This is a genomic window from Oricola indica, from assembly GCF_019966595.1.
Lineage (GTDB): Bacteria > Pseudomonadota > Alphaproteobacteria > Rhizobiales > Rhizobiaceae > Oricola > Oricola indica.
On sequence record NZ_JAINFJ010000004.1, the window covers coordinates 108828 to 130696 of the forward strand.

The following is a 21869-nucleotide window of genomic DNA, read 5'->3' on the forward strand; positions in this document are numbered from 1 at the left end:
AGCGCTGCTATGCCGGCTGGCGGATCCCGAAGCGCCGGTCCCGAACGTGCCTCCCGGGCACCTTCCCCGAATCGCGCAGATGGCGAGCGATCACAATGTCGGGCCGGTCGTGCTGCGCAAACTGGCCGGAACATGCGATCCGGAGATCGTCTCCGACCTCAAACGCGAAGTCGAAGCGACCATCGCGCTGACCCTGCGCCTGCGCGGTCTGGCAAACGATGTCTCCGCTTTCATCCGCGAAAACGGCATCGCCGCGACGATGGTGAAAGGCCGGAGCTTTGCGACGCGTCTCTATCCGGTCCCCGGCGACCGCCCCTTCACCGACATCGACATTCTCGTTTCACCGGATGCGCGTGAAGCGTTCGCCGGGTTCCTGACGGATCGCGGTTTCCGGCTGCACAAGCGGGCGGCATTCGACAACACGGTCGCCAACCAGGAAGAAAAATGGCTGCATGAAGACGTTCCGGCATTGCTGATCGAAGTCCATGGAAACCTCGTTCATTACGAGGGGCTGCGCCGGCGCGTGAGCTTTTCCTACGACGATTTGATACGGATCGACCCTGACGACCCGGAAGCGCCATTGTGCCTGTTCTTTCTGGCCGTCGTCCACGGAACGCTCGGCCACAAACTCCACCAGATACGCTTCCTGGTCGATGTGCTGCAGGCTTTCAGAAAACTCGACACCAATGACCGGGAGAAACTGCCGCAATTGGCCGCCGACCTGCATCTGAGCATCGAGACGGCCCTTTGCCTTCGCCTGATCGCGGAAATGTTCGATGAGACGGCCGCGGCGGAACTGGCGAGCCGTTTCACCTTTTGCCCGCTCGCGTCGCTCGGCAGGGACATGATTACGGCGCAGGTCGTCATCGATGCCCCGTATTCGCGCATGTCGCGACTGCGCAGGCATGCTTTTCGCTGGATACAGAGAACGATACGCCGTTAGCTGCGTGAACCGGCCATCAGGCCACGTTCATTTTCGATCCCGGTTCAGCTAAACAGTCACGCAAAACAAGACCGCAAGACAAAGACAATGAGTTCCGAAACCGCTTCCGTCCTGTCGATGCTACCCGTTTCCGCCCGGATTTCCGACGTGCGGACCGGAAGGGAGATGTCGGCGTCCGATATCGGGCGGGCGGCGCGGAAGGGCGCTGTCGAGTTGTCGGCGCTCGGCCTTGATCACGGGGCGCGCATTGTGGTTTCGGAGTCCGACGGCATCGATTTCCTGATCGCGCTTTTTGCGTGCTGGGAAGCAGGCTTCGTCGCCGTCGGCGTCAATTCGGCGCTGACCGGCGCGGAACAGGAAAATGTCATCGAGGCGACCGGCGCGAGGCACTGGATCGGCGAACGCCGCTGCGACATGCCGCAACCGGACCCGGACACTGCATCCGCCGCCATGCCCTTGGGACTGGACGAGCCGGCTCTGATCCTGATGACATCGGGCACCACGGGCCGTCCGAAAGGCATCGTCCATTCACGGCGCAGCCTGCTGGTCCGGATTTCCCTGAACATCGCGGAAATCGGGCGCGACACGTTGAGCCAGGTCCTGTGCGTGCTGCCGGTGTTCTTCGGCCACGGCCTCATCGGCAATTGCCTGACGCCGCTTTTCGCCGGCGGGCATGTCCACATATGGACGGTTCCGGACATGTCGGAAATGCGCGGGCTTTCCTCTGTCGTCGAGACACGCCGGATCGGCTTCATGAGCTCCGTTCCGTCTTTCTGGAAGATCGCACTGCGCGTTTCCGACTCGCCATCCATACCCATGACCCGAATCCATGTCGGCTCGGCCCCGCTTTCGATCGGCCAGTGGCGGGATATCGCGAAATGGGGCGGCACCGACAATGTCTTCAACATGTTCGGCATGACCGAAACCGCGAACTGGATCGGCGGCGGTTCGCTGCGCGACGATCGGGCATGCGACGGCTATGTCGGACCGATATGGGGCGGCGCACTCGCCGTGCGCGACGAAAACGGCCATATTTCCGGCCAGGGACGCGGCGAGGTCCTGGTGCAGACGCCGTCGATCATGCTGGGCTACTGGCAGCGCCCCGATCTGCAGACGGAGGCCTTTTGCGACGGCTGGTTCCGTACCGGCGATACGGGCAAAATCGACGAAGAAGGCCATCTTGTGCTGGCCGGCCGGATTAAATCGGAGATCAATCGCGGCGGCATCAAGGTGCAGGCCGAGGAGGTCGACATGATGCTCGAACGCCATGCGGATATCGCAGAGGCCTGCGCCTTCGGCATCCCGGACCCGGTCGCGGGAGAGGCCGTTGCGGCCGCGGTCGTGCTCAAACCGGGATCGGACTTCGATGCGGAGGCAATCAAGGCCTGGTGCAGGACACAGGCCCGCGCCGACGCGGTACCGTCCCGCCTCTACAAGCTCGACGCCATCCCGCGCAACGATCGCGGCAAGATCGTGCGGGCCGATGTGCGAAACCTCGTCGCCGACGAAACGTGAGCGCGTTCTTCATGAAAGCCAGAAGCAAGCTCGCCCGGCCGCTCGAAACGGAACGGTTCATCCTCGAGCCGATGGGCCCGATACGGTTCATGATCGAAACCCGCGAGATACGCCGCGACCCGGAAATCCTCGCGGGCCTGTTCCAGACTTCAAAACCGCGCTCCGCGTGGAAATGGGCGAGAACCATGTCCCTTCCCGACAACCGCACCAAGTTCGCGTTCTCGATCACGCCCAAATCGGGCGGCCGATCCATCGGCTTTCACAAGGTCAAGATGCGCGGATACCGGTCCGCCTTCAATTCCGTCGCCATCGGGGATCGCGAATGGTGGGGCAAGGGGGTCGTCCTGGAGGTACGCGCCAAGCTCATGAATCACTTCTTTTCCTGTTCCGACGTCGAGCGTTTCTACGGTGTCGTCGAGGCGCGCAACACCGCATCCATCTTCAACTACCGGCGGCTGGGATACGACCACGTCGGGAGCTGGCACCGCAGCAACCAGAACCCGCAGACGGGCGAGGTCGTCGATTTCCTGAATTTCGAGATCTTCAAGGACAAGTGGATGGCCGGTCCCTGGGCGGAGAAAAACGATGACGCCTGACGACCGCGCCTGCGAAATCGTCGCGAAAGCCCTCAAGATCGATGGCGGTCACGTATCGATCGACGACACGATGGAAACCCTGCCGGCGTGGGACAGCCTGGCCCACATGTCGATCGTCCTGACGATCGAGGCCGAAACGAACCGCCAGCTTCGCGCCGAGGAAATCGCCTCCATCCTGTCGGTCAGGTCCGTCGCCGAACTGCTTTAGGATGCGGCCCGGCTGCGATTTATATCTGGGAAATCCGCGGAGAAATTGGCACTTTCGCCCCGGTTCACAAGGGAAGCCGGTATTCGGTCTTGGTCTATGGCGGAGAGGGTGGCCGCCTGAGTTTTGATCATGATCGCCTGGGTTTGAAAGAGTGTTGAGCCTTACTAATTTTTATTTTTGTGACAGGCTTCTAATACGTTATGATTAAAGTAGTTAATTGTGAGATGTAGGTGCTGTTTTGGATCGGAAGAATATAATATTATCGTTATCTGCTTTAATTTCGGCACTTGGTACTGTTGCTTGCTCAGACGAACTCTCACGGGAAAAGGCAGCGGAAATATTAAGAGCCGCAGATAGAAAACCCTATGTTGAGGCTATACGTTTTAGAGGAGTTTGGCAGACATTTGACAGTGAAGAAGAACGAGACAGGTGGCTATCGCAGGTTAATTCATACCTCAATTATAACGGAATTATAAATATAAATGGATACAATGATTATAAAGATAAATTAAAATCAATACTTGAGTGGAAAGAGCTAGGTGTAGTGGAGAAATATTCTTTGTTTACAGGCAAAACCGGCTCGGCTGGAGGTGCGAAAGTCCGACCGGCCTTACTTTCAAATCCAGTTTTATCAATAGAAGGGAGAAGATTTTGCCGAATTATTGGAAGTCACATTCAAAATCAAGAGATGATAAAATGTGAATTACCAATATATATATGGAATTTCGAAAAAATTACGGGAATACGAGAGGCAGGAGAACGGAAGGTGGTTGAATATACTATGACACGTGAACTGACACCGTATGCTGCAAAAAGTATAATGTGGCGCGGTAGCCCAGAGACAATGACCGAGTCGGCAAATTTCATCCGATATGATGATGGATGGCCACTCGCTTCTTTCTAGAGCTTCGTAAGGCGTCCCGGCAACTTCTGCACTACCCAGAGTCAGATACTTAAGTGCCGCGTTTTATCGGCGCACTGTTTTGGGGGAAGTTACGATCCATTGCTCGAATCTACTCCATCTATTTCCTCGCATGTGCGGCAACGTCGCCGAATGCGGGCATAACAGGAGCATCGCGGCCCGTCGCGGCCGATCGACACATTGACAGTGAAGGATGCCCATCTGGCAAAACGCGCGTGTCGCGGTATACGCCTTAGTCGGTCGCGGCTGGCGTTTACCGCCAATGGCATTGGGTATTTCGCTATGCCGTTTCTCACCGAGACGAGGAGAATGTTCTCGAGAACAAGGTTTCATTGCGGACATGGTTCGGCTGAAGGTAGTGCTTCATCCTCCAATCAAAGCGGGTCCGAGCATTCTCCCGACGAAACTCACTTCCAACGAAGGCTACTAAGTTTATAAGGAACAATCGCTTCCACGCAGTCGTGTTATCGTTGTTTATCAGTATGTTGGTCGTGGTATGGTAAGTTTCTAACTGCTTCCAAGACATTCCCCGGGTTAAGCCGGGAGAATAGCTGCCAAAATCTATTAAATACAAATAGAATCAATATGCCTGATGGCGGAGAGGGTGGGATTCGAACCCACGATAGAGTCACCCCTATACCGCATTTCGAGTGCGGCGCTTTCGACCACTCAGCCACCTCTCCGTGACCGCTTCGACGAGCGGGCCGGTCCATAGCCCTCTATGGCGGCGAAGACAAGCCTCCGCTGTCGAAAAGCTTGACTTTTCGCCGGACCCGCATCATAGGGGTGCCGCTGGCGCGGGAAATCCGCGCCGCTTTGTTTGTGTCCGGCAATGACCGGGCATGAAACCGAACCGAAACCGTCACGACTGACCAAAAAGACGGCCTGCCCGGACCGCACCAGCGGCGAGTGGCAAGAGCCGGACCGAACACTGAAGGAAAAAAAATGTTCGCAGTCATCAAGACCGGTGGCAAGCAGTACCGCGTTGCCGCCGAAGACACACTCCAGATCGAACTGCTCGACGGCGAGACCGGCGACATGGTGGAGTTCAACGAAGTTCTCATGGTCGGCGAAGGCGCCGATGCGACGTTTGGCGCGCCCTTCGTCGAAGGCGCCCTGGTCACCGCCGAGGTTGTCTCGCAGGGCCGTGCGCGCAAGGTCATCGCCTTCAAGAAGCGCCGCCGCCAGAACTCCAAGCGCACCCGCGGCCATCGCCAGCACCTGACCACCGTCCGCATCGCCGAGATCCTGACCGGTGGCGCCAAGCCGTCCAAGAAGGCCGCGCCGAAGAAGGCCGAGGCAGCGCCCGCGCCGAAGGCGGAAGCACCGAAGCCGGCCGCCAAGGAAGAAAAGGCGGCTCCGGCCGCTGCCGCGTCGCTGTTCACCGCGCCGGAAGGCGAGGCCGACAAGCTGACCAAGATCAAGGGCATCGGCCCTGTTGCCGAAAGCCAGCTCAACCAGCAGGGCATCACCACCTACGCGCAGATTGCCGCTCTCAGCGAAGCGGACATCGCGACGGTGGACGAGAACATGCCCTTCAGCGCGGATCAGATCCGCGACTGGCAGGAGCAGGCCAAGGCCCTGATCGCGAAGTGATAGCCGGCCGGGGTTGTAAAAACGCCCCGTAGCCACCATAAGAACGGAAATTCGCGCGGTTGGCGCGACAGGAGATAGACAATGGCACACAAGAAAGCCGGTGGTTCGTCGCGTAACGGTCGCGATTCCGAATCCAAACGTCTTGGCGTGAAGAAATTCGGCGGCGAGAAGGTCGTCCCGGGCAACATCATCGTGCGCCAGCGCGGCACGAAGTGGCATCCGGGCGTCAATGTCGGCATTGGCAAGGATCACACGATCTTCGCGAAAGTCGAAGGCGCTGTGGAATTCAAGGCGAAGGCCAATGGCCGAACCTATATTTCCGTGATGCCCATGCAGGACGCAGCGGAATAAGCCGGACAACCATATGGTCCGGCGTCTCATGACCCGGATTTGGCGAAAGCCGCGATACAAGGGGAGATGGGACGCCACCATCTCCCCTTCTCGATTCAAGGCAACGAAACGATGATCCAGCCAGCACAGCAGCTTTACGGTCCCGATCTTCCGGACCTGAGCTACGACACGCCCGTTCTCGTGACGACGCGTCTCGTGCTGCGACCGCCGCACCGTGACGACGTCGAGGACTTGGCCGCCATCGCCAACAATCGGCAGATCGCGGAAATGACGTCGCGCATGCCCTATCCCTATCGCGAGAGCGATGCGGAAGTGTTCCTGGAGGGCTGCCTCACCGGGGAGCATGAAGGCTATATCTACGCCATCACGCTGGCCGATACCGGCCATCTCATCGGCTTTGCCGGCCTCGAGATTCGCGATCGCAGCGGCGGCTTCGAAGTCGGCTTCTGGCTTGGCGAGGCCTATTGGGGCCATGGTTACGCGACCGAGGCGGCAAATGCCCTCGTCGATCAGGCGTTCCGCTCGACCGACGCCGAACGCATCCATGCGGTGTGTCGCACGGTCAATCCGGGTTCGCGCAACGTGATCGCCAAATGCGGCTTTTCCTTCGTCGGGCTCGACGAGATCGACAGTCTCACTGCCGGCCGCGTACCGGTCGAACGCTACACGCTCGATCGCGCCGACTGGCTGGCCCGCAAACAGGCATAGGCCGGCCTTTACGCGCCGAGATGAATCCAGACGGGCATGTGGTCGGAGCCTTCCGCGCTCTGATCCACATGCGCCTTCGTCACCAAGTCGGCGAAGCCCTGGGTGGCGAAGCCGTAATCGAGGCGCTTGACCCGCTCGCGATCGTCGGGATCGACCCAGCTCCAGCCGGAATCGGTCGCCGTCACATCGACGAGTGGCCCCGTTTCGGAGAGCATGTCGCGGTATTCCGCGAGATCGGGCTCCAGGTTGAAATCGCCGAGCAGGATGAAATCCTCGGCATGCGGCAGTTCCGGAAAACCGTATTCGCCGAGCCCGGTGACGGCCATGCCGGTATGGGGAACGGCAAAGGCGATTTCCTTCAGGGCGGCGATCTGGTTCAGCCTTTCCTGCGGATCGATGTGATCGAGATGAACGGAATAGAAACGGAAGGGACCGGAAGGCGTCGCGATCAGCGCTTCCAGCGCCCCGCGCTGCAAGTTCAAGGAGGCAGTGCGCATCGAGCGCGGCAGAAGGTGGCCGCGCGCAGACAGGATCGGCCAGCGTGACAGGATCATGTTTCCGAACTGGAACCGCCGGTTCACCGCCACGCCGTCCTTTACCGCGCTGCCGAAATCGACATCGGCCGGCATGTGGTGGACGGCGAACCGGTCGGGCATGAGCGCCTCGATCTCGGCGACCATGTCGCGGCCCTCATTGCGCATGAAGCCGCGCGTCACTTCCTGCAGCGCAATGATGTCGGCGTCCTTCACGGCCTCGACGATCCGCTCCAGATCGTAGGCGCCGTCCAGTCCGATGCCGAACTGTATGTTGTAGGTGACTACCGTGAAGGCCATGCAGGAATCCCCGAATTCATTGTCGCGCGGAGCGCGTCTATGCGATAGAGCATCGCAAACTTGTACCAGGCAGATAACAAAACCATGAAATTCCTCGATCAGGCGAAAGTTTACATCCGGTCGGGCGACGGCGGCGCCGGCTCGGTCTCGTTTCGCCGCGAAAAATATATCGAGTTCGGCGGTCCCGACGGCGGCGACGGCGGACGTGGCGGCGACGTCTGGGCCGAGGCGGTCGAGGGTCTGAACACGCTGATCGACTACCGCTACCAGCAGCATTTCAAGGCGAAGACCGGCGTGCACGGCATGGGCCGCAACCGCACCGGCGCGAAAGGCGCGGATGTGACGCTGAAAGTGCCCGTCGGCACCCAGATCTACGAGGAAGACAACGAAACCCTGATCTGCGACCTGACCGAGGAGGGCCAGCGCTTCCTGCTCGCAAAGGGAGGCAATGGCGGCTTCGGCAACGCCCATTTCAAATCCTCGACCAACCAGGCGCCGCGCCGCGCCAACCCCGGTCTCGAAGGACAGGAACGCACCATCTGGCTGCGCCTGAAGCTGATCGCCGACGCCGGCCTCGTCGGGCTGCCCAATGCCGGCAAGTCCACGCTGCTGGCGAGCGTCACGGCCGCCAAGCCGAAGATCGCCGATTACCCGTTCACGACGCTGCATCCCAATCTCGGCGTTGTGCGCATCGATGCGCGCGAATTCGTGCTCGCCGATATCCCCGGCCTGATCGAGGGCGCGCATGAGGGCGTCGGTATCGGCGACCGTTTCCTCGGCCATGTCGAGCGCACCAATGTCATGCTGCATCTCGTTTCCGCGCTGGAGGAAGATCCGGCGGCGGCCTACAGGACGGTCCGCAAGGAACTCGAGGCCTATGGCCACGGATTGACGGAAAAGCCGGAAATACTCGCGCTGTCGCAGATCGACACGGTCGACGCGGCGACGATCGCCGACAAGACGAAACAGCTGAAAAAGGCCGCGAAGAAGGAGCCCCTGCCCTTCTCCTCCGTCAGCCGCGACGGCCTCGACGAGGTCCTGCGCGCCCTGATGACCCATATCGAGGAAGAGCGGAAACCCGAGGAGCCGTCGGAGCCCGATCCGCGCTGGCAGGCGTGATGCGATGCAGGGTCGTCTCGCTTCCTACCGGCGCATCGTCGTCAAGATCGGGTCCGCGCTTCTCGTCGACCGCAAGGCCGGCCTGAAACGCGCCTGGCTGAACAGCCTCGCCCGCGACATCGCGGCGCTGCGCCGTGACGGTCACGAGATTCTCGTCGTCTCCTCCGGTGCGGTCGCCATGGGCCGCACGGTTCTCGACATGCGCTCCGGTTCCCTGAAACTGGAGGAAAACCAGGCGGCGGCCGCGGTCGGGCAGATCGCGCTTGCGCGCGCATGGGACGAGGCGCTCGACAAAGAAGGCATCACGACCGGACAGGTTCTCGTCACCATCGACGACACGGAATCGCGCCGCCGCTACCTCAACGCCCGCGCCACCATCGGCGCGCTTCTGCGCATGGGCGCGGTCCCGGTCATCAACGAGAACGACACCGTCGCAACCAACGAGATCCGCTACGGCGACAATGACCGCCTCGCCGCGCGCGTCGCGACCATGATGAATGCCGATCTCCTGATCATCCTGTCCGATGTCGACGGGCTCTACACCGCTTCGCCCGCTCTCGATCCCGATGCCCGCCACCTCGCCGAGATCGAGGCGATCACGCCGGAGATCGAGGCCATGGCCGGCGAGGCCGCGTCCGAATTGTCGCGCGGCGGCATGCGCACCAAGGTCGAGGCCGGAAAGATCGCCACCCAGGCCGGGACCGCGATGATCATCACGAAAGGCGCGGTGGACAACCCGCTATCGGCGCTCGACGGCGGCGCGCCATGTTCCCTCTTCCACGCATCGACCGCACCCGTCTCCGCATGGAAAAGCTGGATCGCCGGCCAGTTGGAGCCGCAGGGCAGGCTCATCGTCGATGAAGGCGCGGCGCGCGCGCTACGCTCGGGCAAGAGCCTGCTTCCGGCCGGAGTGCGCGGTGTCGAGGGCGCGTTCCAGCGCGGCGACACGCTCGCCGTTGTGCTGGAGGGTTCCCGAGAGGAAGTCGCGCGCGGCCTCGCGGGTTACGATGCCGACGAGGCCGGCCTGATCGCTGGCCACAAGACGCCGGAAATCGAGGCCATTCTCGGCCATGCTCCCCGCGCCGCCATGATCCACCGCGACGACATGGTGGTTAAGGCCTGACCGCGGCGAACATCGCCGCGATCCACCCTCATTGCCCTTCGCTGCATTGAGCGCTAAACAATCCGCTCGCAATAACAGGAACAGGACCGATGCTCACCAGGGCCGAAATCAACTCGCAGGACATTCCCGCCCTCATGGCGGACATGGGCGCGCGCGCCCGTGCTGCGAGCCGGCCACTGGCGATTGCCAGCACCGCGCAAAAGGACGCCGCACTGGCGGCAATGGCCGACGCGATCGAGGCCGGCTGCGACGACATTCTCGCCGCCAACGCCATCGACATGGAGCGCGCGGAAACGTCCGACCTGACCGACGCGTTCCGGGATCGCCTGAAGCTGACGAAAGATCGCGTGCAGGCCATGGCCGACGGGATACGCGCCATTGCCGGCCTGGCCGATCCGGTCGGCGCGATCATCGCGGCCTGGGACCGTCCCAACGGGCTGCAGATCGAGCGCGTGCGCACGCCGCTCGGCGTCATCGGCGTCATCTATGAGAGCCGTCCCAATGTGACGGCCGATGCCGGCGCGCTGTGCCTCAAGGCCGGCAACGCCGTCATCCTGCGCGGCGGCTCCGATTCCGCCAACTCCTCGCGCGCCATCCATGCCTGCCTGGCCGAGGGGCTGGAAACGGCCGGCCTGCCCGCCGATGCCATCCAGCTCGTTCCGGTCACCGACCGCGCCGCCGTCGGCGAGTTGCTGACCGGGCTGGACGGCACGATCGACGTGATCGTCCCCCGCGGCGGCCGCAGCCTGGTCGAACGCGTCCAGTCGGATGCCCGTGTCCCGGTCTTCGCCCATCTCGAGGGGCTTTGTCACATCTATGTCGACAAATCGGCCGATCTCGACATGGCGCGCGCCATCGCCGTCAACGCCAAGATGCGCCGCACCGGCATCTGCGGCGCCGCCGAGACCCTTCTGGTCGATCGCGCGGTGGCCGAAACCCATCTCGCACCGATCCTCGACGCCCTCGATGGCGCAGGCTGCGCCATTCGCGGCGACGCGGATGTCTGTGCCATGTGGCCGAAGGCGGAGCGTGCGACGGAAGCCGACTGGCTGACCGAGTATCTCGGCCCGCTGATCTCGGTCGCGCTGGTCGACGGCATCGAGGGTGCGATCGAGCATATAGCCACCTATTCGTCGAACCATACCGAGGCGGTGATCGCCGAGGACGCCGCTGTCGTCGAGAAGTTCTTCAACGAGATCGACAGCGCCATCCTCCTGCACAACGCATCGACGCAATTTGCCGATGGCGGGGAATTCGGCATGGGCGCGGAAATCGGCATCGCGACGGGCAAGATGCATGCGCGCGGGCCCGTCGGCGTCGAGCAGTTGACATCCTTCAAATACCGGGTGCGCGGCACCGGCCAGATCCGCCCCTGAGCAGAACCATGAGCGACACCGCGGAACTTTTTCCGGGCGTCGCCCGACACCATCTGCGCATGCCGCATGTCGAACCCGGCATGACGGTCGGCCTGTTCGGCGGATCCTTCAATCCGCCGCATGAAGGTCACCTGCTCGTCACCGAAACGGCCATCCGTCGCCTCAGGCTCGATCAGCTCTGGTGGATCGTGACGCCCGGCAATCCGCTGAAGGACACGACCGAATTGCCGCCGCTCGCCGAGCGCATCGCCTGGTCCGAGAAAATCAATGGCGACCCGAGGGTCAAGGTCACCGCGTTCGAGGCGAGCCACCAGGTGCGGTTCACCGCCGACACGCTGGCGCTCGTCCGGCGGTACAATCCGCGCGTCCGTTTCATCTGGGTGATGGGCGCCGACAATCTCGCGAGCTTCCATCGCTGGCAGAACTGGCAGGACATCGCGCTCACCTTCCCGATCGCGGTGGTCGACAGGCCCGGCTCGACCCTGTCCTACCTCTCCTCGAAAATGGCGAAATCCTTCGCCTATGCCCGCATCGACGAATCCGACGCCGCGCTGCTTTCGACCCTCCCCGCGCCCGCATGGACTTTCCTGCACGGCCCGCGTTCTCCGGTGTCTTCGACCGCGATTCGCAACGGCGAGGTATCGGCCCGCAAGAAGGCTTGAACGCATCTGTCTTGAATCTGTTACCGCCTCGTGCCTATCTTTGGAGTGGGAAAGGCGAATCATCTTTCCCCTCGTTTGTTCCGAATTGAAAGGAAGCACTTGAGAACAACGACGTTGAAGAAGGCCGACCTCGCGCCTTCTACCCCCGATATCGGCGAAACCGACGCTGCGAATCGGGTTCTTGAACTGGTCATGGAAAGTCTCGACGACTCCAAGGCCGAGGACATCGTTTCCATCAACATACAGGGCAAATCCGCGATGGCCGATTACATGGTAATCGCGTCGGGCCGTTCCCATCGCCATGTCGGCGCGGTGGCGGACCATTTGCTGCGTGCATTGAAGGAAGCGGGTCATGGAACCGCGAAGGTCGAGGGCCTGTCCGCTGCGGACTGGGTTCTGATCGACGCCGGCGACGTGATCGTGCATGTCTTCCGTCCGGAAGTCCGCGACTTCTATGCGCTTGAGAAGATGTGGCAGGAGCCTGAGGAAGCGGCCGACACCCTTCATTAGGGAACCGGGCATTTCCAACAGCACCTGAGGCGCGATGCGATTGACGATTTTTGCGGTGGGCCGCATAAAACCCGGCCCCGACGCTGAGCTTGTGTCGCGTTACACCGACCGGCTTGCAAAGGCCGGAAAGGCGCTGGGCCTCGATTTTGACGGCTTGACGGAGATCCCCGAAAGCCGTGCCCGAACGGACGCGCTGCGAAAATCCGAAGAAAGCGCCAAATGCGCCGCCATGGCGCGCGAACCCTCGACAGTCCTGATCCTTCTCGACGAGCGCGGCAAATCGCTCGCGTCGCGGAAATTCGCCGACCGGCTGGCGGATTATCGCGACACCGGCATATCGCGCGCGATCTTCGCCATCGGCGGCCCCGACGGCCATGACCCCTCGCTGCGCGATCGGGCCGATCTCGTCCTCTCCTTCGGCAACCAGACCTGGCCGCACCAGCTCGCCCGCATCATGCTGGCCGAACAGCTCTATCGCGCCGTGACCATCCTGTCCGGACATCCCTATCATCGCGATTGACGCCTGCCGCCATGTTCTGGCCGAACTTGCCGGTTCCATTGCCGACGTCCCGCGATAGACTCGTGTTCACACCGCCAATGATTCGTCGAAACGACGCCTGATGCGCCTTCCGCCCCGCCTTGTTTGCCTGCTGGTCGCCGGTCTCGCCGGAACGCCGGCGGTCGCGCAGCAGCAGGATCCGGACGCCCTGGCGATGAGCCTGGAGCAAAACGCCGGCGAACTCGCCGACATTCTCCGCGAACACGCCGTCTCCGCAAAGCGTAGCGAGGAACTGGAGCAGGAGGTCGCGCGCATCCGCAAGGACCGCGCCTCGCTCAACACCGCCATCATCCAGGCGGCGAAAACAGAGAAGAAACTCGCGGCGGACGTCTTCGATCTCGAGGAACGGCTGGTCGCCACCGGACGCGAGGCCGACGCCGTCCGCGCCAGCCTGCGCGAGCGCAAGGCACTTCTCGCCGAGGTGCTCGGCGCGCTTCAGCGCATGGGGCTCAACCCGCCCCCGGCCATTCTCGTAACGCCGGAAGATGCATTGTCCTCGGTGCGCAGTTCGATCCTGCTGAGCGCGGTCGTCCCCGACATGCGCGACGAGACCCTCGTCCTCATCGCCGACCTGAAGGAACTCGGCCGCCTGACCGCGACCTTCAATGCCGAGCGCGAAGAACTGCGCAGCACCCTCGTCGAACAGAAAGAAGAGCAGGCCAGGCTTTCACTTTTGCTTGAGGAAAAGAAGGCGATCGAGGACCGCCGGGCCGAGGATCTGGCGGCGGAACGCAAGCGAGCCGCCGAACTCGCGGCGCAGGCCTCCACGCTGCAGGATCTGATCGCGTCGATCGAAAAGGAAATCCAGTCGGCCCGCGAGGCCGCCGACGCGGCGCGACAGGAGGCGCAGCGCCGCCTTGAGGAAGGCCGCGAACGCGCTGAAAACCAAGACCTTTCTGCGGCCCGAATCGCGCCCGCCTACGCATTTTCGGAACTGCGCGGCAAGCTGGCGCAGCCGGTCGGAGGCCGCACAATTACCGCATTTGGCGATAATGACGGACTTGGCGGCAAGGCGCAGGGCGACACGATCGAAGCCGAACCGGGTGCCTGGGTGACCGCTCCGTCGGACGGATGGGTCCTGTATGCGGGACCGTTTCGCTCTTACGGTCAACTCTTGATCCTGAATGTCGGAGACGACTATCATGTGGTGCTGGCCGGGATGGAGCGCATCGATGTGGATCAGGGACAATTTGTCCTCGCCGGGGAACCGGTAGGCACGATGGGCAGGGTTCATCTCGCAAGTGTTTCGGCGGCGGCTGCTGAAAACGAGAACCCGACGCTCTATGTTGAGTTCAGAAGAAAAGGCAAACCCGTCGATCCCGACCCGTGGTGGGAATCGATCGGTTCTGGAAGGACCTGAAAATGATGCGCAAGTTATCGCTGCTGTTCGCCGGAGGCCTGATGGGCGCCGCCTCGATGCTGGTCCTGTCCGGCAACGGCCTCATGATGCCCGCGAATGCGGCCGGCACAGACACCTACAAGCAGCTTTCGATCTTCGGCGACATCTTCGAGCGCGTGCGCGCCAATTATGTCGAGGAACCCGAAGACAAGGAACTGATCGAGAACGCGATCAACGGCATGCTGGCCTCGCTCGATCCGCACTCCTCCTTCATGAACGCCGAGGATGCGGCGGACATGCGCACCCAGACAAAGGGTGAATATGGCGGCCTCGGCATCGAGGTCACGATGGAGGACGAACTCGTCAAGGTGATCACGCCGATGTTCGACACGCCCGCCGAAAAGGCCGGCGTTCTGGCAGGCGACCTGATCGCCAAGATCGACGGCGAGGAAGTCCGCGGTCTGACGCTGGAACAGGCCGTCGACAAGATGCGCGGCCCGGTCAACGCCCCGATCGAGCTGACGATCCTGCGCGAAGGCGCCGACAAGCCGCTCGAAATCACGGTCATCCGCGATGTCATCAAGGTGCAGGCGGTGCGCTACCGCGCCGAGGACGACATCGGCTACCTGCGGGTGATGTCCTTCACGGAGCAGACCTTCGACAATCTCCAGAACGGCATCGAGAAGCTGACCGAGGAGATCGGCGAAGACAAGCTGAAGGGCTTCGTGCTCGATCTGCGCCTCAATCCCGGCGGCCTGCTCGACCAGGCGATCAACGTGTCCGACGCCTTCCTCGACAAGGGCCTGATCGTATCGACGCGCGGCCGCGACGACCGCGACACGCGGCGCTATTCGGCCCGGCCGGGCGACCTGACCGGCGGAAAGCCGCTCGTCGTCCTTATCAATGGCGGCTCGGCCAGCGCCTCCGAAATCGTGGCCGGCGCGCTGCAGGATCATCGCCGTGCCACCGTTCTGGGCTCGCGCTCCTTCGGCAAGGGCTCGGTGCAGACGATCATCCCGCTCGGCGAGAGCGGCGCGCTGCGCTTGACGACCGCGCTCTACTACACGCCGGCCGGCGTCTCGATCCAGGGCAAGGGCATCACGCCGGACATCTCCGTCGACCAGACGATCCCCGAGGAACTGCTCGGTCGGGACCTGTCGCGCGGCGAGTCCGATCTGCGCGGCCATATCACAGGTGACGAGGAGGACGAGGAAGGCTCGGGCTCCATCGCCTATGTCCCGCAGGATCCGGAGGAGGACGACCAGCTCGCCTTCGCCCTGTCGCTGATCCGGGGCGAAAAGACCGACCCGGCCTTCCCGCCGGATCCGGCAAAGGCCCTGCCGAACTGAGGCAGGCCGTTGCCAAAGAGACAAACAGCCATGTTACAAGAGGCCACCGTTTCCGGTGGCCTTTTGATTCGCGGCGGCAATCGATAATGAACGACCTGAACGCACCTCTCGGACAGACCGGCAGAAGAGCTGCCACGGCCAAGCGCCGGGCTGCGCGAAGCCCGAAAGCGCGCCCGGGATTTCCCCTCGTCACGGCTCTCGTCATCACCGGCGTGGCAGGCCTGAACGTCTTTTCCTTCCTGCAGCGCGACACGCTGCCGGACAGCGCGCCGATCGTCATTGCCGCGGCCGCTCCAGATGTCGCCGACGCACGCACCACCGGCTCGGTTGCGTCCGCCGACACGGCGTCGGCTAACGATACGGGCGTCGAAGTCGTTTACGGTGAACCCCGCGAAATGCCGGCCAGCGGAGGCGATACGGCCACCGCCATCCCGGAACCGCGCCCCGATATTCCCGAAGGCCGGCTGTCCGAGGGCGGCCCGAAGGTCATCGTCATCCGCGATCCCGGCGACGCGGCTGTGGGACAGCCGGTCCAGGTCGCCCACCTTCCCGATGACGGGGCGGTCGAAGACAGTGAATGGGGCGCGCTTCCCGTCCGCACGTCCGACGGCAGGCGTCCGATGGACATCTATGCGCGGCCCTGGTCTCAGGCCGGCGGCAAGCGGATCGCGATCGTCATCGGCGGGCTTGGCCTGTCGCAGACGGGCACGCTGCACGCGCTCGAAAAGCTGCCGCCGGAAATCACGCTTGCGTTTTCCCCGCAGGGCAACAGCCTCGGACGGTGGATGCGCGAAGCGCGCAGGCAGGGCCACGAGCTTCTCGTCCAGGTGCCGATGGAGCCCTTCGGATATCCGGACACCGACCCCGGTCCGCACACGCTGACCGTCAACGCCGACAGGCAGGACAACCTCGACAATCTACGCTGGGCGCTCGGACAGATCACCAACTATACCGGCATCGTGAATTATCTCGGCGGGCGGCTCGCCACGGCCGACGCGGCGATGACGCCCGTTCTGCGCGAAGTGGGCGAGCGGGGCCTTCTCTATTTCAATGATGGGACCGGCGGGGGCGAGAAACTCGGCATGCTCGCAGCCGCGCTCGACGTGCCCTATGTCGCGGCAAACGCGACGCTTGACGCCACACGCGATCCGGCGGCGATCAAGGCAAAACTGGCGGAACTCGAAAAGATCGCCGAAGTCACCGGCTACGCGATCGGCAGCGGATCGGCGCTCGAGGTTACCGTCGATACCGTGGCCAGCTGGGCCAATGCGGCGAAGAAGCGCGGCTTCGAGATCGTCGGCGTTTCCGCTCTGGCGCGATAGGCAAAGAGATGACCAGGAAAAAGATTAAAGCGGAAGACCTGCCCTACCGCCCATGCGTCGGCATCATGGTCTTGAATGCCGACGGGCTCGTCTGGGCCGGCAAGCGCGCCAAGGAAGGCAACACCGAATATTCCGGCCACGCAAAGCTCTGGCAGATGCCCCAGGGCGGGATCGACAAGAACGAGGATCCCCAATCAGCAGCATGGCGCGAACTCTACGAGGAAACCGGAATCCGGTCGGCCGAACTGATCGAGGAAGCCCCGGAATGGATCAATTACGATCTGCCCGAAGACATGATCGGAATCGGACTGAAGGGCAAATTTCGCGGCCAGACGCAGAAATGGTTCGCTTTCCGCTTCACCGGCGACGAAAGCGAAATCCAGATCGACCCGCCGCCGGACGGTCATGAGCGCGAATTCGAGGCATGGGACTGGCTGCCGATGGCCGACCTGCCCGAGCTGATCGTGCCGTTCAAGCGCGGTGTCTACGATGAGGTCGTGCGCGCCTTCGGCCATCTGGCGGGAAAGAAGGCGTCATGATGCTGATCGGCCTGCTCGGCGGGATGAGCTGGGAATCGACGGCGATCTACTACCGGGAGATGAACCTCGCCGCGAATCGCGCGCTCGGCGGGCTGCATTCGGCGCGGATCCTGATGCACTCGGTCGACTTCGAGCACATCCAGCGCCTACAGCACGAGGGGAAATGGGGGGAATCTGCCCGCATTCTCGTCGAAGCGGCGCGCTCGCTGAAGGCGGGCGGCGCGTCTTTCCTCGTCATCGCCACCAACACCATGCACAAGCTCGCCGACGAGATCGAGGAAGGCTCGGGCCTGCCGGTGTTGCATATCGCCGATCCGACGGGGGAGGCCGTGGTCAATGCGGGCCACAAGAAGGTCGGCTTGCTGGCGACCCGTTTCACCATGGAAGAGCGCTTCTATCGCTACCGGCTGGAAAACCGCTTCCATCTGGACGTCGTGATCCCCGACGACGATGAACGCGCGGACATCCATCGCATAATCTACGAGGAACTGTGCCACGGTACGGTGAACGAAGCATCCGCCGCGCGCTTTCGGCAGGTCATCGACCATATGAAGTGGGCGGGATGCGAAGCCGTCATTCTCGGCTGCACCGAGATCACCATGCTCGTGTCGGCCGCAAATACCGCGCTGCCGGTCTTCGACACGACAGCGTTGCATGCCCGCTCCGCGGTATCGCTGGCGCTGCAGGGCGAACTGATCGGATTGAAGGACTGACGACCTGAAAGCGGACAACGCAAAGCCGAAGGAGCGGACGCGCGATGATACTGCAGAAGACGAAGTTCCGAACCGGCGCGCCGGAAGACCGGATCGCCATCCTCGCGCTCCAGCGCCGCGCTTTCGGCCGGGAAGCCGAGGCCGAACTTGTGGACCAGCTTATCGAAGGGCCTGTCGAGACAATATCTATGGTGGCCGAACTCGATGGAATGATCGTCGGCCATGTCCTGCTGAGCCGTCTGAGCGGCCCCGACATGGCGCTTGCCCTTGCGCCGCTCTGCGTCGACCCGCAATGGCGGGATTTCCTGATCGGGACCGAACTGACCAATCGCGCCATCGACAGGGCGCGACAGGACGGCTGGCACGCCGTCTTCGTTCTCGGCGATCCGGTCTATTACGGACGCTTCGGCTTCAAGTCGGAACTCGCGACGCATGTGGACGCGCCATTCTCAGGCCCGGCCTTCCAGGCGCTGGAACTGGTCCCTGACGCGGTCGCGAAATATCGCGGCGCTGTCCGATACCCGCAAGAGTTCGAGGCCGTCTGAAATGAAAACGGCCCGCGATTGGCGGGCCGGTGTCAGTATTCTGAAATCAGCAACCGGATATCAGGCCGGCAGGATCGCGCCTTGCAGCGTGGTCAGCTGATCGAGATACATCATCGCCTTGGAGCGGCTGTCGTCGTCCTTGGCATCCTCGACATCTTCACGGGCATTGGAAATGCGCTGTTCGATATCAGCGGGGTCGATGTCGTTTACGTTGACGGCGGATTCGGCGAGCAGCGTGCAGGCTTCCGGCATGATATCGACAAAGCCGCCGAACACGCAGTAACGCTCCGTCTGGCCGGCCGCGGTTTTCACCTCGATGACGCCCGGCTGAAGCGTGGCCATCACCGGCGCGTGCTTCGCGAGAACCGTGAAATAGCCTTCCTGGCCGGGAACGACGACTTCCTCGACGTCCTCGGACACCATAAGCCGCTCGGGCGAGACCAGTTCAAATTTGAAAGCTTCGGCCATGGGTCAGTTCACTCGGACTGTGTTTGCGATACGGTCATGATCAGGCCGAGAACCGCGCCGATCGCGGTTCCCGTGAGTATGTTGAACGCGACGCCGTTGCGAAACGTCATGCCGAAAAACTGTTCGAGCGACTCCGGCCCGATCATGTAACCGACCAAGGCACCTGCCAGGGCGGTTTCGGCTATGGGGACCCAACGGCTCATGGCGTCCTATCAGGCCGCCTCGGCGGCCAGCTTCTGTGCCTTCTCGACGGCTTCCTCGATGGAGCCGACCATGTAGAAGGCGGCTTCCGGGAGATGGTCGTATTCGCCTTCGACGAGGCCCTTGAAGCCCTTAATCGTGTCGGCGAGATCGACCAGCTTGCCCGGCGAACCGGTGAAGACCTCGGCCACGAAGAACGGCTGCGACAGGAAGCGCTCGACCTTGCGCGCGCGCGCCACGGTCAGCTTGTCCTCTTCGGAGAGCTCGTCCATGCCCAGGATGGCGATGATGTCCTGAAGCGACTTGTAGCGCTGCAGCGTCTGCTGCACCTGACGGGCCACTTCATAGTGCTCTTCACCAACCACCTGCGGGTCGAGCATGCGCGACGAGGAATCGAGTGGATCGACGGCCGGGTAGATGCCCTTCTCGGCGATCGAGCGGTTGAGAACCGTCGTCGCATCAAGGTGGGCGAACGAGGTCGCCGGCGCCGGGTCGGTCAGGTCGTCGGCCGGCACGTAAATGGCCTGCACCGAGGTGATCGAACCCTTGGTCGTGGTGGTGATGCGTTCCTGCAGCGCGCCCATGTCGGTCGCGAGCGTCGGCTGATAACCCACGGCCGAAGGAATACGGCCGAGAAGCGCCGACACTTCCGAACCCGCCTGGGTGAAGCGGAAGATGTTATCGACGAAGAACAGAACGTCCTGGCCCTGGTCGCGGAAATACTCGGCAATGGTCAGGCCGGTCAGGCCGACGCGGGCACGCGCACCGGGCGGCTCGTTCATCTGGCCGTAGACAAGCGCGGCCTTCGAGCCCTCGCCGCCGCCTTCCTTGTTCACACCGGATTCGACGAACTCGTGGTAGAGGTCGTTGCCCTCACGGGTACGCTCGCCGACGCCAGCGAAAACCGAGTAGCCGCCGTGCGCCTTCGCGATGTTGTTGATCAGTTCCTGGATGAGAACGGTCTTGCCGACGCCCGCGCCGCCGAACAGGCCGATCTTGCCGCCCTTGGCGTAGGGAGCGAGGAGATCGAGGACCTTGATGCCCGTGACGAGAATTTCGGCTTCCGTCGACTGGTCGACATATTCCGGCGCCGGCTGGTGAATGCCGCGCATCTCTTCGCCCTCGACCGGGCCGGCTTCGTCCACCGGCTCGCCGATGACGTTGATGATGCGGCCCAGCATTTGCGGGCCGACCGGAACCTGGATCGGAGCGCCCGTATCGACAACCGTCTGTCCGCGCACGAGACCCTCGGTGGAGTCCATCGCGATGCAACGCACCGTGTGCTCGCCGAGGTGCTGCGCGACCTCGAGAACGAGGCGCATGCCATTGTTGTCGGTCTCAAGCGCGTTGAGGATCTGCGGCAGATGGTCGGTGAACTGAACGTCCACGACGGCGCCGATGACCTGTGCGACCTTGCCTTCGGGGCCCTTGGCCAACTTCACGGCGGCCGGTTTTTTCGCTGCTGCTTTTGCCATCGTGTTACCTTTCCTTAGAGCGCTTCCGCGCCAGAAATAATTTCAATCAGTTCCTTGGTGATCTGGGCCTGGCGCTGGCGGTTGTAGTCCAGCGTCAGCTTGTCGATCATTTCGCCGGCATTGCGCGTCGCGTTGTCCATGGCGGACATGCGCGCGCCCTGCTCGGACGCGGAATTCTCGAGCAACGCCCGAAACACCTGTACCGAGATGTTGCGCGGGATCAGATCCGAAAGGATCGCGGCGGCATCCGGCTCGTATTCATAGGCTGCATCGCCGCCCGTTTCGGCGTCGCTGTCGCCGTCGGCGGAGGCCGGGATCAGCTGCTGCGCGGTCGGCAATTGCGAGATCACCGACTTGAACTCGGAATAGAACAGCGTGCAGACGTCGAATTCGCCCTTTTCGAACAGGTCGATCACCTGCTTGCCGATCGCGTCCGCATCGGAGAAGCCAAGCCTCTTGACGTCGCGCAGATCGACACGGTCGATGATGTGGCTGCCGAGGTCGCGGCGAAGGATGTCGTAGCCCTTCTTGCCGACGGTGATGATCTTGACCGTCTTGCCCTGGCCGAGAAGCTTGCGGGCATGGTCACGGGCAAGCCGCGCAATCGACGAGTTGAAACCGCCGCACAGGCCGCGCTCGGCCGTGCAGACAACCAGAAGATGCGTATCGCTCGCGCCGGTACCGACCATCAGCTTCGGCGCATCGTCGGCGTCGCCAAGCGTCTGGGCGATGTTCGCGAGAACCGCGCCCATGCGCTGCGAATAGGGACGCGCCGCTTCGGCGGCTTCCTGCGCGCGCCGCAGCTTCGCCGCGGCCACCATCTGCATCGCCTGCGTGATCTTCTGGGTCGACTTGACCGAAGAAATGCGGCTTCGAAGGTCCTTGAGTGAAGGCATG

25 protein-coding genes and 1 tRNA gene are annotated in these 21869 nt (G+C 62.6%); 20 read left to right on the forward strand and 6 right to left on the reverse strand.

Annotated features, from left to right (window positions below; translation table 11 throughout):
• Positions 1 to 46 precede the first annotated feature (46 nt).
• The 5 genes from LC343_RS12075 (at position 47) to LC343_RS12095 (ending at position 4166) form a co-directional block, all read left to right on the forward strand.
• Positions 47 to 943, forward strand: coding sequence for a nucleotidyltransferase family protein (locus LC343_RS12075; RefSeq protein WP_338018591.1), 897 nt, complete (start codon positions 47 to 49; stop codon positions 941 to 943).
• Positions 944 to 1030: 87 nt separating this feature from the next.
• Entirely contained in the window at positions 1031 to 2458 is a 1428-nt protein-coding gene (locus tag LC343_RS12080; RefSeq protein WP_223477392.1) for a class I adenylate-forming enzyme family protein, read from the forward strand.
• 11 nt (positions 2459 to 2469) lie between these two features.
• Positions 2470 to 3054 carry a GNAT family N-acetyltransferase gene (locus LC343_RS12085; RefSeq protein ID WP_223477393.1) on the forward strand — a complete coding sequence of 195 codons (585 nt, stop codon included), beginning with the start codon at positions 2470 to 2472 and terminating at the stop codon, positions 3052 to 3054.
• On the forward strand, positions 3044 to 3262 hold the full coding sequence (locus LC343_RS12090; RefSeq protein WP_223477394.1) for an acyl carrier protein: 219 nt from the start codon (positions 3044 to 3046) through the stop codon (positions 3260 to 3262). The genes LC343_RS12085 and LC343_RS12090 overlap by 11 nt, the downstream gene beginning before the upstream one ends.
• A 238-nt stretch (positions 3263 to 3500) precedes the next feature.
• Positions 3501 to 4166, forward strand: coding sequence for a hypothetical protein (locus LC343_RS12095; protein WP_223477395.1), 666 nt, complete (start codon positions 3501 to 3503; stop codon positions 4164 to 4166).
• 611 nt (positions 4167 to 4777) lie between these two features.
• Here the strand turns inward: LC343_RS12095 and LC343_RS12100 are convergent.
• Positions 4778 to 4867 (reverse strand) — tRNA-Ser (locus LC343_RS12100).
• A 262-nt stretch (positions 4868 to 5129) separates the two neighbouring features.
• Here LC343_RS12100 and LC343_RS12105 point away from each other — a divergent pair.
• The 3 genes from LC343_RS12105 to LC343_RS12115 all read left to right on the forward strand — a co-directional run bounded on the left by LC343_RS12105 (position 5130) and on the right by LC343_RS12115 (position 6839).
• The gene (locus LC343_RS12105; protein ID WP_223477396.1) at positions 5130 to 5780 is read left to right on the forward strand and encodes a 50S ribosomal protein L21; all 651 of its coding nucleotides are present in this window, start codon (positions 5130 to 5132) and stop codon (positions 5778 to 5780) included.
• A gap of 81 nt (positions 5781 to 5861) precedes the next feature.
• Positions 5862 to 6131 carry a 50S ribosomal protein L27 gene (gene rpmA, locus LC343_RS12110; protein ID WP_223477397.1) on the forward strand — a complete coding sequence of 90 codons (270 nt, stop codon included), beginning with the start codon at positions 5862 to 5864 and terminating at the stop codon, positions 6129 to 6131.
• 111 nt (positions 6132 to 6242) lie between these two features.
• Positions 6243 to 6839, forward strand: a complete 597-nt coding sequence (locus LC343_RS12115) for a GNAT family N-acetyltransferase (protein WP_223477398.1) — start codon at positions 6243 to 6245, stop codon at positions 6837 to 6839.
• Positions 6840 to 6847: 8 nt separating this feature from the next.
• Here the strand turns inward: LC343_RS12115 and LC343_RS12120 are convergent, their stop codons facing one another.
• Entirely contained in the window at positions 6848 to 7672 is an 825-nt protein-coding gene (locus tag LC343_RS12120) for an endonuclease/exonuclease/phosphatase family protein (protein WP_223477399.1), read from the reverse strand.
• A gap of 84 nt (positions 7673 to 7756) precedes the next feature.
• Here LC343_RS12120 and obgE point away from each other — a divergent pair, with 84 nt between their 5' ends.
• The 12 genes from obgE to LC343_RS12180 all read left to right on the forward strand — a co-directional run bounded on the left by obgE (position 7757) and on the right by LC343_RS12180 (position 18828).
• A complete protein-coding gene (gene obgE, locus LC343_RS12125; protein ID WP_223477400.1) occupies positions 7757 to 8791 on the forward strand; it encodes a GTPase ObgE in 1035 nt (344 codons plus the stop codon).
• Positions 8792 to 8795: 4 nt separating this feature from the next.
• Entirely contained in the window at positions 8796 to 9914 is a 1119-nt protein-coding gene (gene proB, locus LC343_RS12130; protein WP_223477401.1) for a glutamate 5-kinase, read from the forward strand.
• An 89-nt stretch (positions 9915 to 10003) separates the two neighbouring features.
• Positions 10004 to 11290, forward strand: a complete 1287-nt coding sequence (locus LC343_RS12135; RefSeq protein WP_223477402.1) for a glutamate-5-semialdehyde dehydrogenase — start codon at positions 10004 to 10006, stop codon at positions 11288 to 11290.
• 8 nt (positions 11291 to 11298) lie between these two features.
• Positions 11299 to 11952 (forward strand): nicotinate-nucleotide adenylyltransferase, encoded by a 654-nt coding sequence (locus LC343_RS12140; RefSeq protein ID WP_223477403.1) that lies wholly within the window; start codon positions 11299 to 11301, stop codon positions 11950 to 11952.
• 99 nt (positions 11953 to 12051) lie between these two features.
• A complete protein-coding gene (rsfS, locus tag LC343_RS12145; protein WP_487345355.1) occupies positions 12052 to 12462 on the forward strand; it encodes a ribosome silencing factor in 411 nt (136 codons plus the stop codon).
• A gap of 34 nt (positions 12463 to 12496) precedes the next feature.
• On the forward strand, positions 12497 to 12982 hold the full coding sequence (rlmH, locus tag LC343_RS12150; protein ID WP_223477404.1) for a 23S rRNA (pseudouridine(1915)-N(3))-methyltransferase RlmH: 486 nt from the start codon (positions 12497 to 12499) through the stop codon (positions 12980 to 12982).
• Between the two features lie 100 nt (positions 12983 to 13082).
• Complete coding sequence (locus LC343_RS12155) at positions 13083 to 14381, forward strand: murein hydrolase activator EnvC family protein (protein WP_223477405.1); 1299 nt, start codon at positions 13083 to 13085, stop codon at positions 14379 to 14381.
• Between the two features lie 2 nt (positions 14382 to 14383).
• Positions 14384 to 15709, forward strand: coding sequence for a S41 family peptidase (locus LC343_RS12160; protein WP_223477406.1), 1326 nt, complete (start codon positions 14384 to 14386; stop codon positions 15707 to 15709).
• Positions 15710 to 15795: 86 nt separating this feature from the next.
• On the forward strand, positions 15796 to 17031 hold the full coding sequence (locus LC343_RS12165; protein WP_223477407.1) for a divergent polysaccharide deacetylase family protein: 1236 nt from the start codon (positions 15796 to 15798) through the stop codon (positions 17029 to 17031).
• A gap of 8 nt (positions 17032 to 17039) precedes the next feature.
• Positions 17040 to 17570, forward strand: coding sequence for an RNA pyrophosphohydrolase (locus tag LC343_RS12170; protein WP_223477408.1), 531 nt, complete (start codon positions 17040 to 17042; stop codon positions 17568 to 17570).
• Entirely contained in the window at positions 17567 to 18283 is a 717-nt protein-coding gene (locus LC343_RS12175) for an aspartate/glutamate racemase family protein (RefSeq protein ID WP_223477409.1), read from the forward strand. Before LC343_RS12170 ends, LC343_RS12175 begins: the two co-directional genes overlap by 4 nt.
• A gap of 44 nt (positions 18284 to 18327) precedes the next feature.
• On the forward strand, positions 18328 to 18828 hold the full coding sequence (locus tag LC343_RS12180; RefSeq protein ID WP_223477410.1) for a GNAT family N-acetyltransferase: 501 nt from the start codon (positions 18328 to 18330) through the stop codon (positions 18826 to 18828).
• A 60-nt stretch (positions 18829 to 18888) separates the two neighbouring features.
• On the opposite strand, the gene LC343_RS12185 is transcribed toward LC343_RS12180, so the two are convergent.
• The 4 genes from LC343_RS12185 to LC343_RS12200 are packed head-to-tail and all read right to left on the reverse strand — an operon-like array spanning position 18889 to position 21868.
• On the reverse strand, positions 18889 to 19296 hold the full coding sequence (locus LC343_RS12185; RefSeq protein WP_223477411.1) for a F0F1 ATP synthase subunit epsilon: 408 nt from the start codon (positions 19294 to 19296) through the stop codon (positions 18889 to 18891).
• A gap of 8 nt (positions 19297 to 19304) precedes the next feature.
• Positions 19305 to 19499 carry a hypothetical protein gene (locus LC343_RS12190; protein WP_223477412.1) on the reverse strand — a complete coding sequence of 65 codons (195 nt, stop codon included), beginning with the start codon at positions 19497 to 19499 and terminating at the stop codon, positions 19305 to 19307.
• Between the two features lie 9 nt (positions 19500 to 19508).
• Positions 19509 to 20972: a F0F1 ATP synthase subunit beta gene (atpD, locus tag LC343_RS12195; RefSeq protein WP_223477413.1), complete on the reverse strand. Its 1464-nt coding sequence runs from the start codon at positions 20970 to 20972 to the stop codon at positions 19509 to 19511.
• A 14-nt stretch (positions 20973 to 20986) separates the two neighbouring features.
• The gene (locus LC343_RS12200; protein WP_223477414.1) at positions 20987 to 21868 is read right to left on the reverse strand and encodes a F0F1 ATP synthase subunit gamma; all 882 of its coding nucleotides are present in this window, start codon (positions 21866 to 21868) and stop codon (positions 20987 to 20989) included.
• Position 21869: the final 1 nt, after the last annotated feature.

Excerpts from the sequence above, each read along its gene's own strand:
- LC343_RS12080 (WP_223477392.1), top strand. The coding sequence starts at position 1,031 with ATGAGTTCCGAAACCGCTTCCGTCCTGTCGATGCTACCCGTTTCCGCC.
- LC343_RS12085 (WP_223477393.1), top strand. The coding sequence starts at position 2,470 with ATGAAAGCCAGAAGCAAGCTCGCCCGGCCGCTCGAAACGGAACGGTTC.
- LC343_RS12090 (WP_223477394.1), top strand. The coding sequence starts at position 3,044 with ATGACGCCTGACGACCGCGCCTGCGAAATCGTCGCGAAAGCCCTCAAG.
- LC343_RS12105 (WP_223477396.1), top strand. The coding sequence starts at position 5,130 with ATGTTCGCAGTCATCAAGACCGGTGGCAAGCAGTACCGCGTTGCCGCC.
- rpmA (WP_223477397.1), top strand. The coding sequence starts at position 5,862 with ATGGCACACAAGAAAGCCGGTGGTTCGTCGCGTAACGGTCGCGATTCC.
- LC343_RS12115 (WP_223477398.1), top strand. The coding sequence starts at position 6,243 with ATGATCCAGCCAGCACAGCAGCTTTACGGTCCCGATCTTCCGGACCTG.
- LC343_RS12120 (WP_223477399.1), bottom strand. The coding sequence starts at position 7,672 with ATGGCCTTCACGGTAGTCACCTACAACATACAGTTCGGCATCGGACTG.
- obgE (WP_223477400.1), top strand. The coding sequence starts at position 7,757 with ATGAAATTCCTCGATCAGGCGAAAGTTTACATCCGGTCGGGCGACGGC.
- proB (WP_223477401.1), top strand. The coding sequence starts at position 8,796 with ATGCAGGGTCGTCTCGCTTCCTACCGGCGCATCGTCGTCAAGATCGGG.
- LC343_RS12135 (WP_223477402.1), top strand. The coding sequence starts at position 10,004 with ATGCTCACCAGGGCCGAAATCAACTCGCAGGACATTCCCGCCCTCATG.
- LC343_RS12140 (WP_223477403.1), top strand. The coding sequence starts at position 11,299 with ATGAGCGACACCGCGGAACTTTTTCCGGGCGTCGCCCGACACCATCTG.
- rlmH (WP_223477404.1), top strand. The coding sequence starts at position 12,497 with ATGCGATTGACGATTTTTGCGGTGGGCCGCATAAAACCCGGCCCCGAC.
- LC343_RS12155 (WP_223477405.1), top strand. The coding sequence starts at position 13,083 with ATGCGCCTTCCGCCCCGCCTTGTTTGCCTGCTGGTCGCCGGTCTCGCC.
- LC343_RS12160 (WP_223477406.1), top strand. The coding sequence starts at position 14,384 with ATGATGCGCAAGTTATCGCTGCTGTTCGCCGGAGGCCTGATGGGCGCC.
- LC343_RS12165 (WP_223477407.1), top strand. The coding sequence starts at position 15,796 with ATGAACGACCTGAACGCACCTCTCGGACAGACCGGCAGAAGAGCTGCC.
- LC343_RS12170 (WP_223477408.1), top strand. The coding sequence starts at position 17,040 with ATGACCAGGAAAAAGATTAAAGCGGAAGACCTGCCCTACCGCCCATGC.
- LC343_RS12175 (WP_223477409.1), top strand. The coding sequence starts at position 17,567 with ATGATGCTGATCGGCCTGCTCGGCGGGATGAGCTGGGAATCGACGGCG.
- LC343_RS12180 (WP_223477410.1), top strand. The coding sequence starts at position 18,328 with ATGATACTGCAGAAGACGAAGTTCCGAACCGGCGCGCCGGAAGACCGG.
- LC343_RS12185 (WP_223477411.1), bottom strand. The coding sequence starts at position 19,296 with ATGGCCGAAGCTTTCAAATTTGAACTGGTCTCGCCCGAGCGGCTTATG.
- LC343_RS12190 (WP_223477412.1), bottom strand. The coding sequence starts at position 19,499 with ATGAGCCGTTGGGTCCCCATAGCCGAAACCGCCCTGGCAGGTGCCTTG.
- atpD (WP_223477413.1), bottom strand. The coding sequence starts at position 20,972 with ATGGCAAAAGCAGCAGCGAAAAAACCGGCCGCCGTGAAGTTGGCCAAG.
- LC343_RS12200 (WP_223477414.1), bottom strand. The coding sequence starts at position 21,868 with ATGCCTTCACTCAAGGACCTTCGAAGCCGCATTTCTTCGGTCAAGTCG.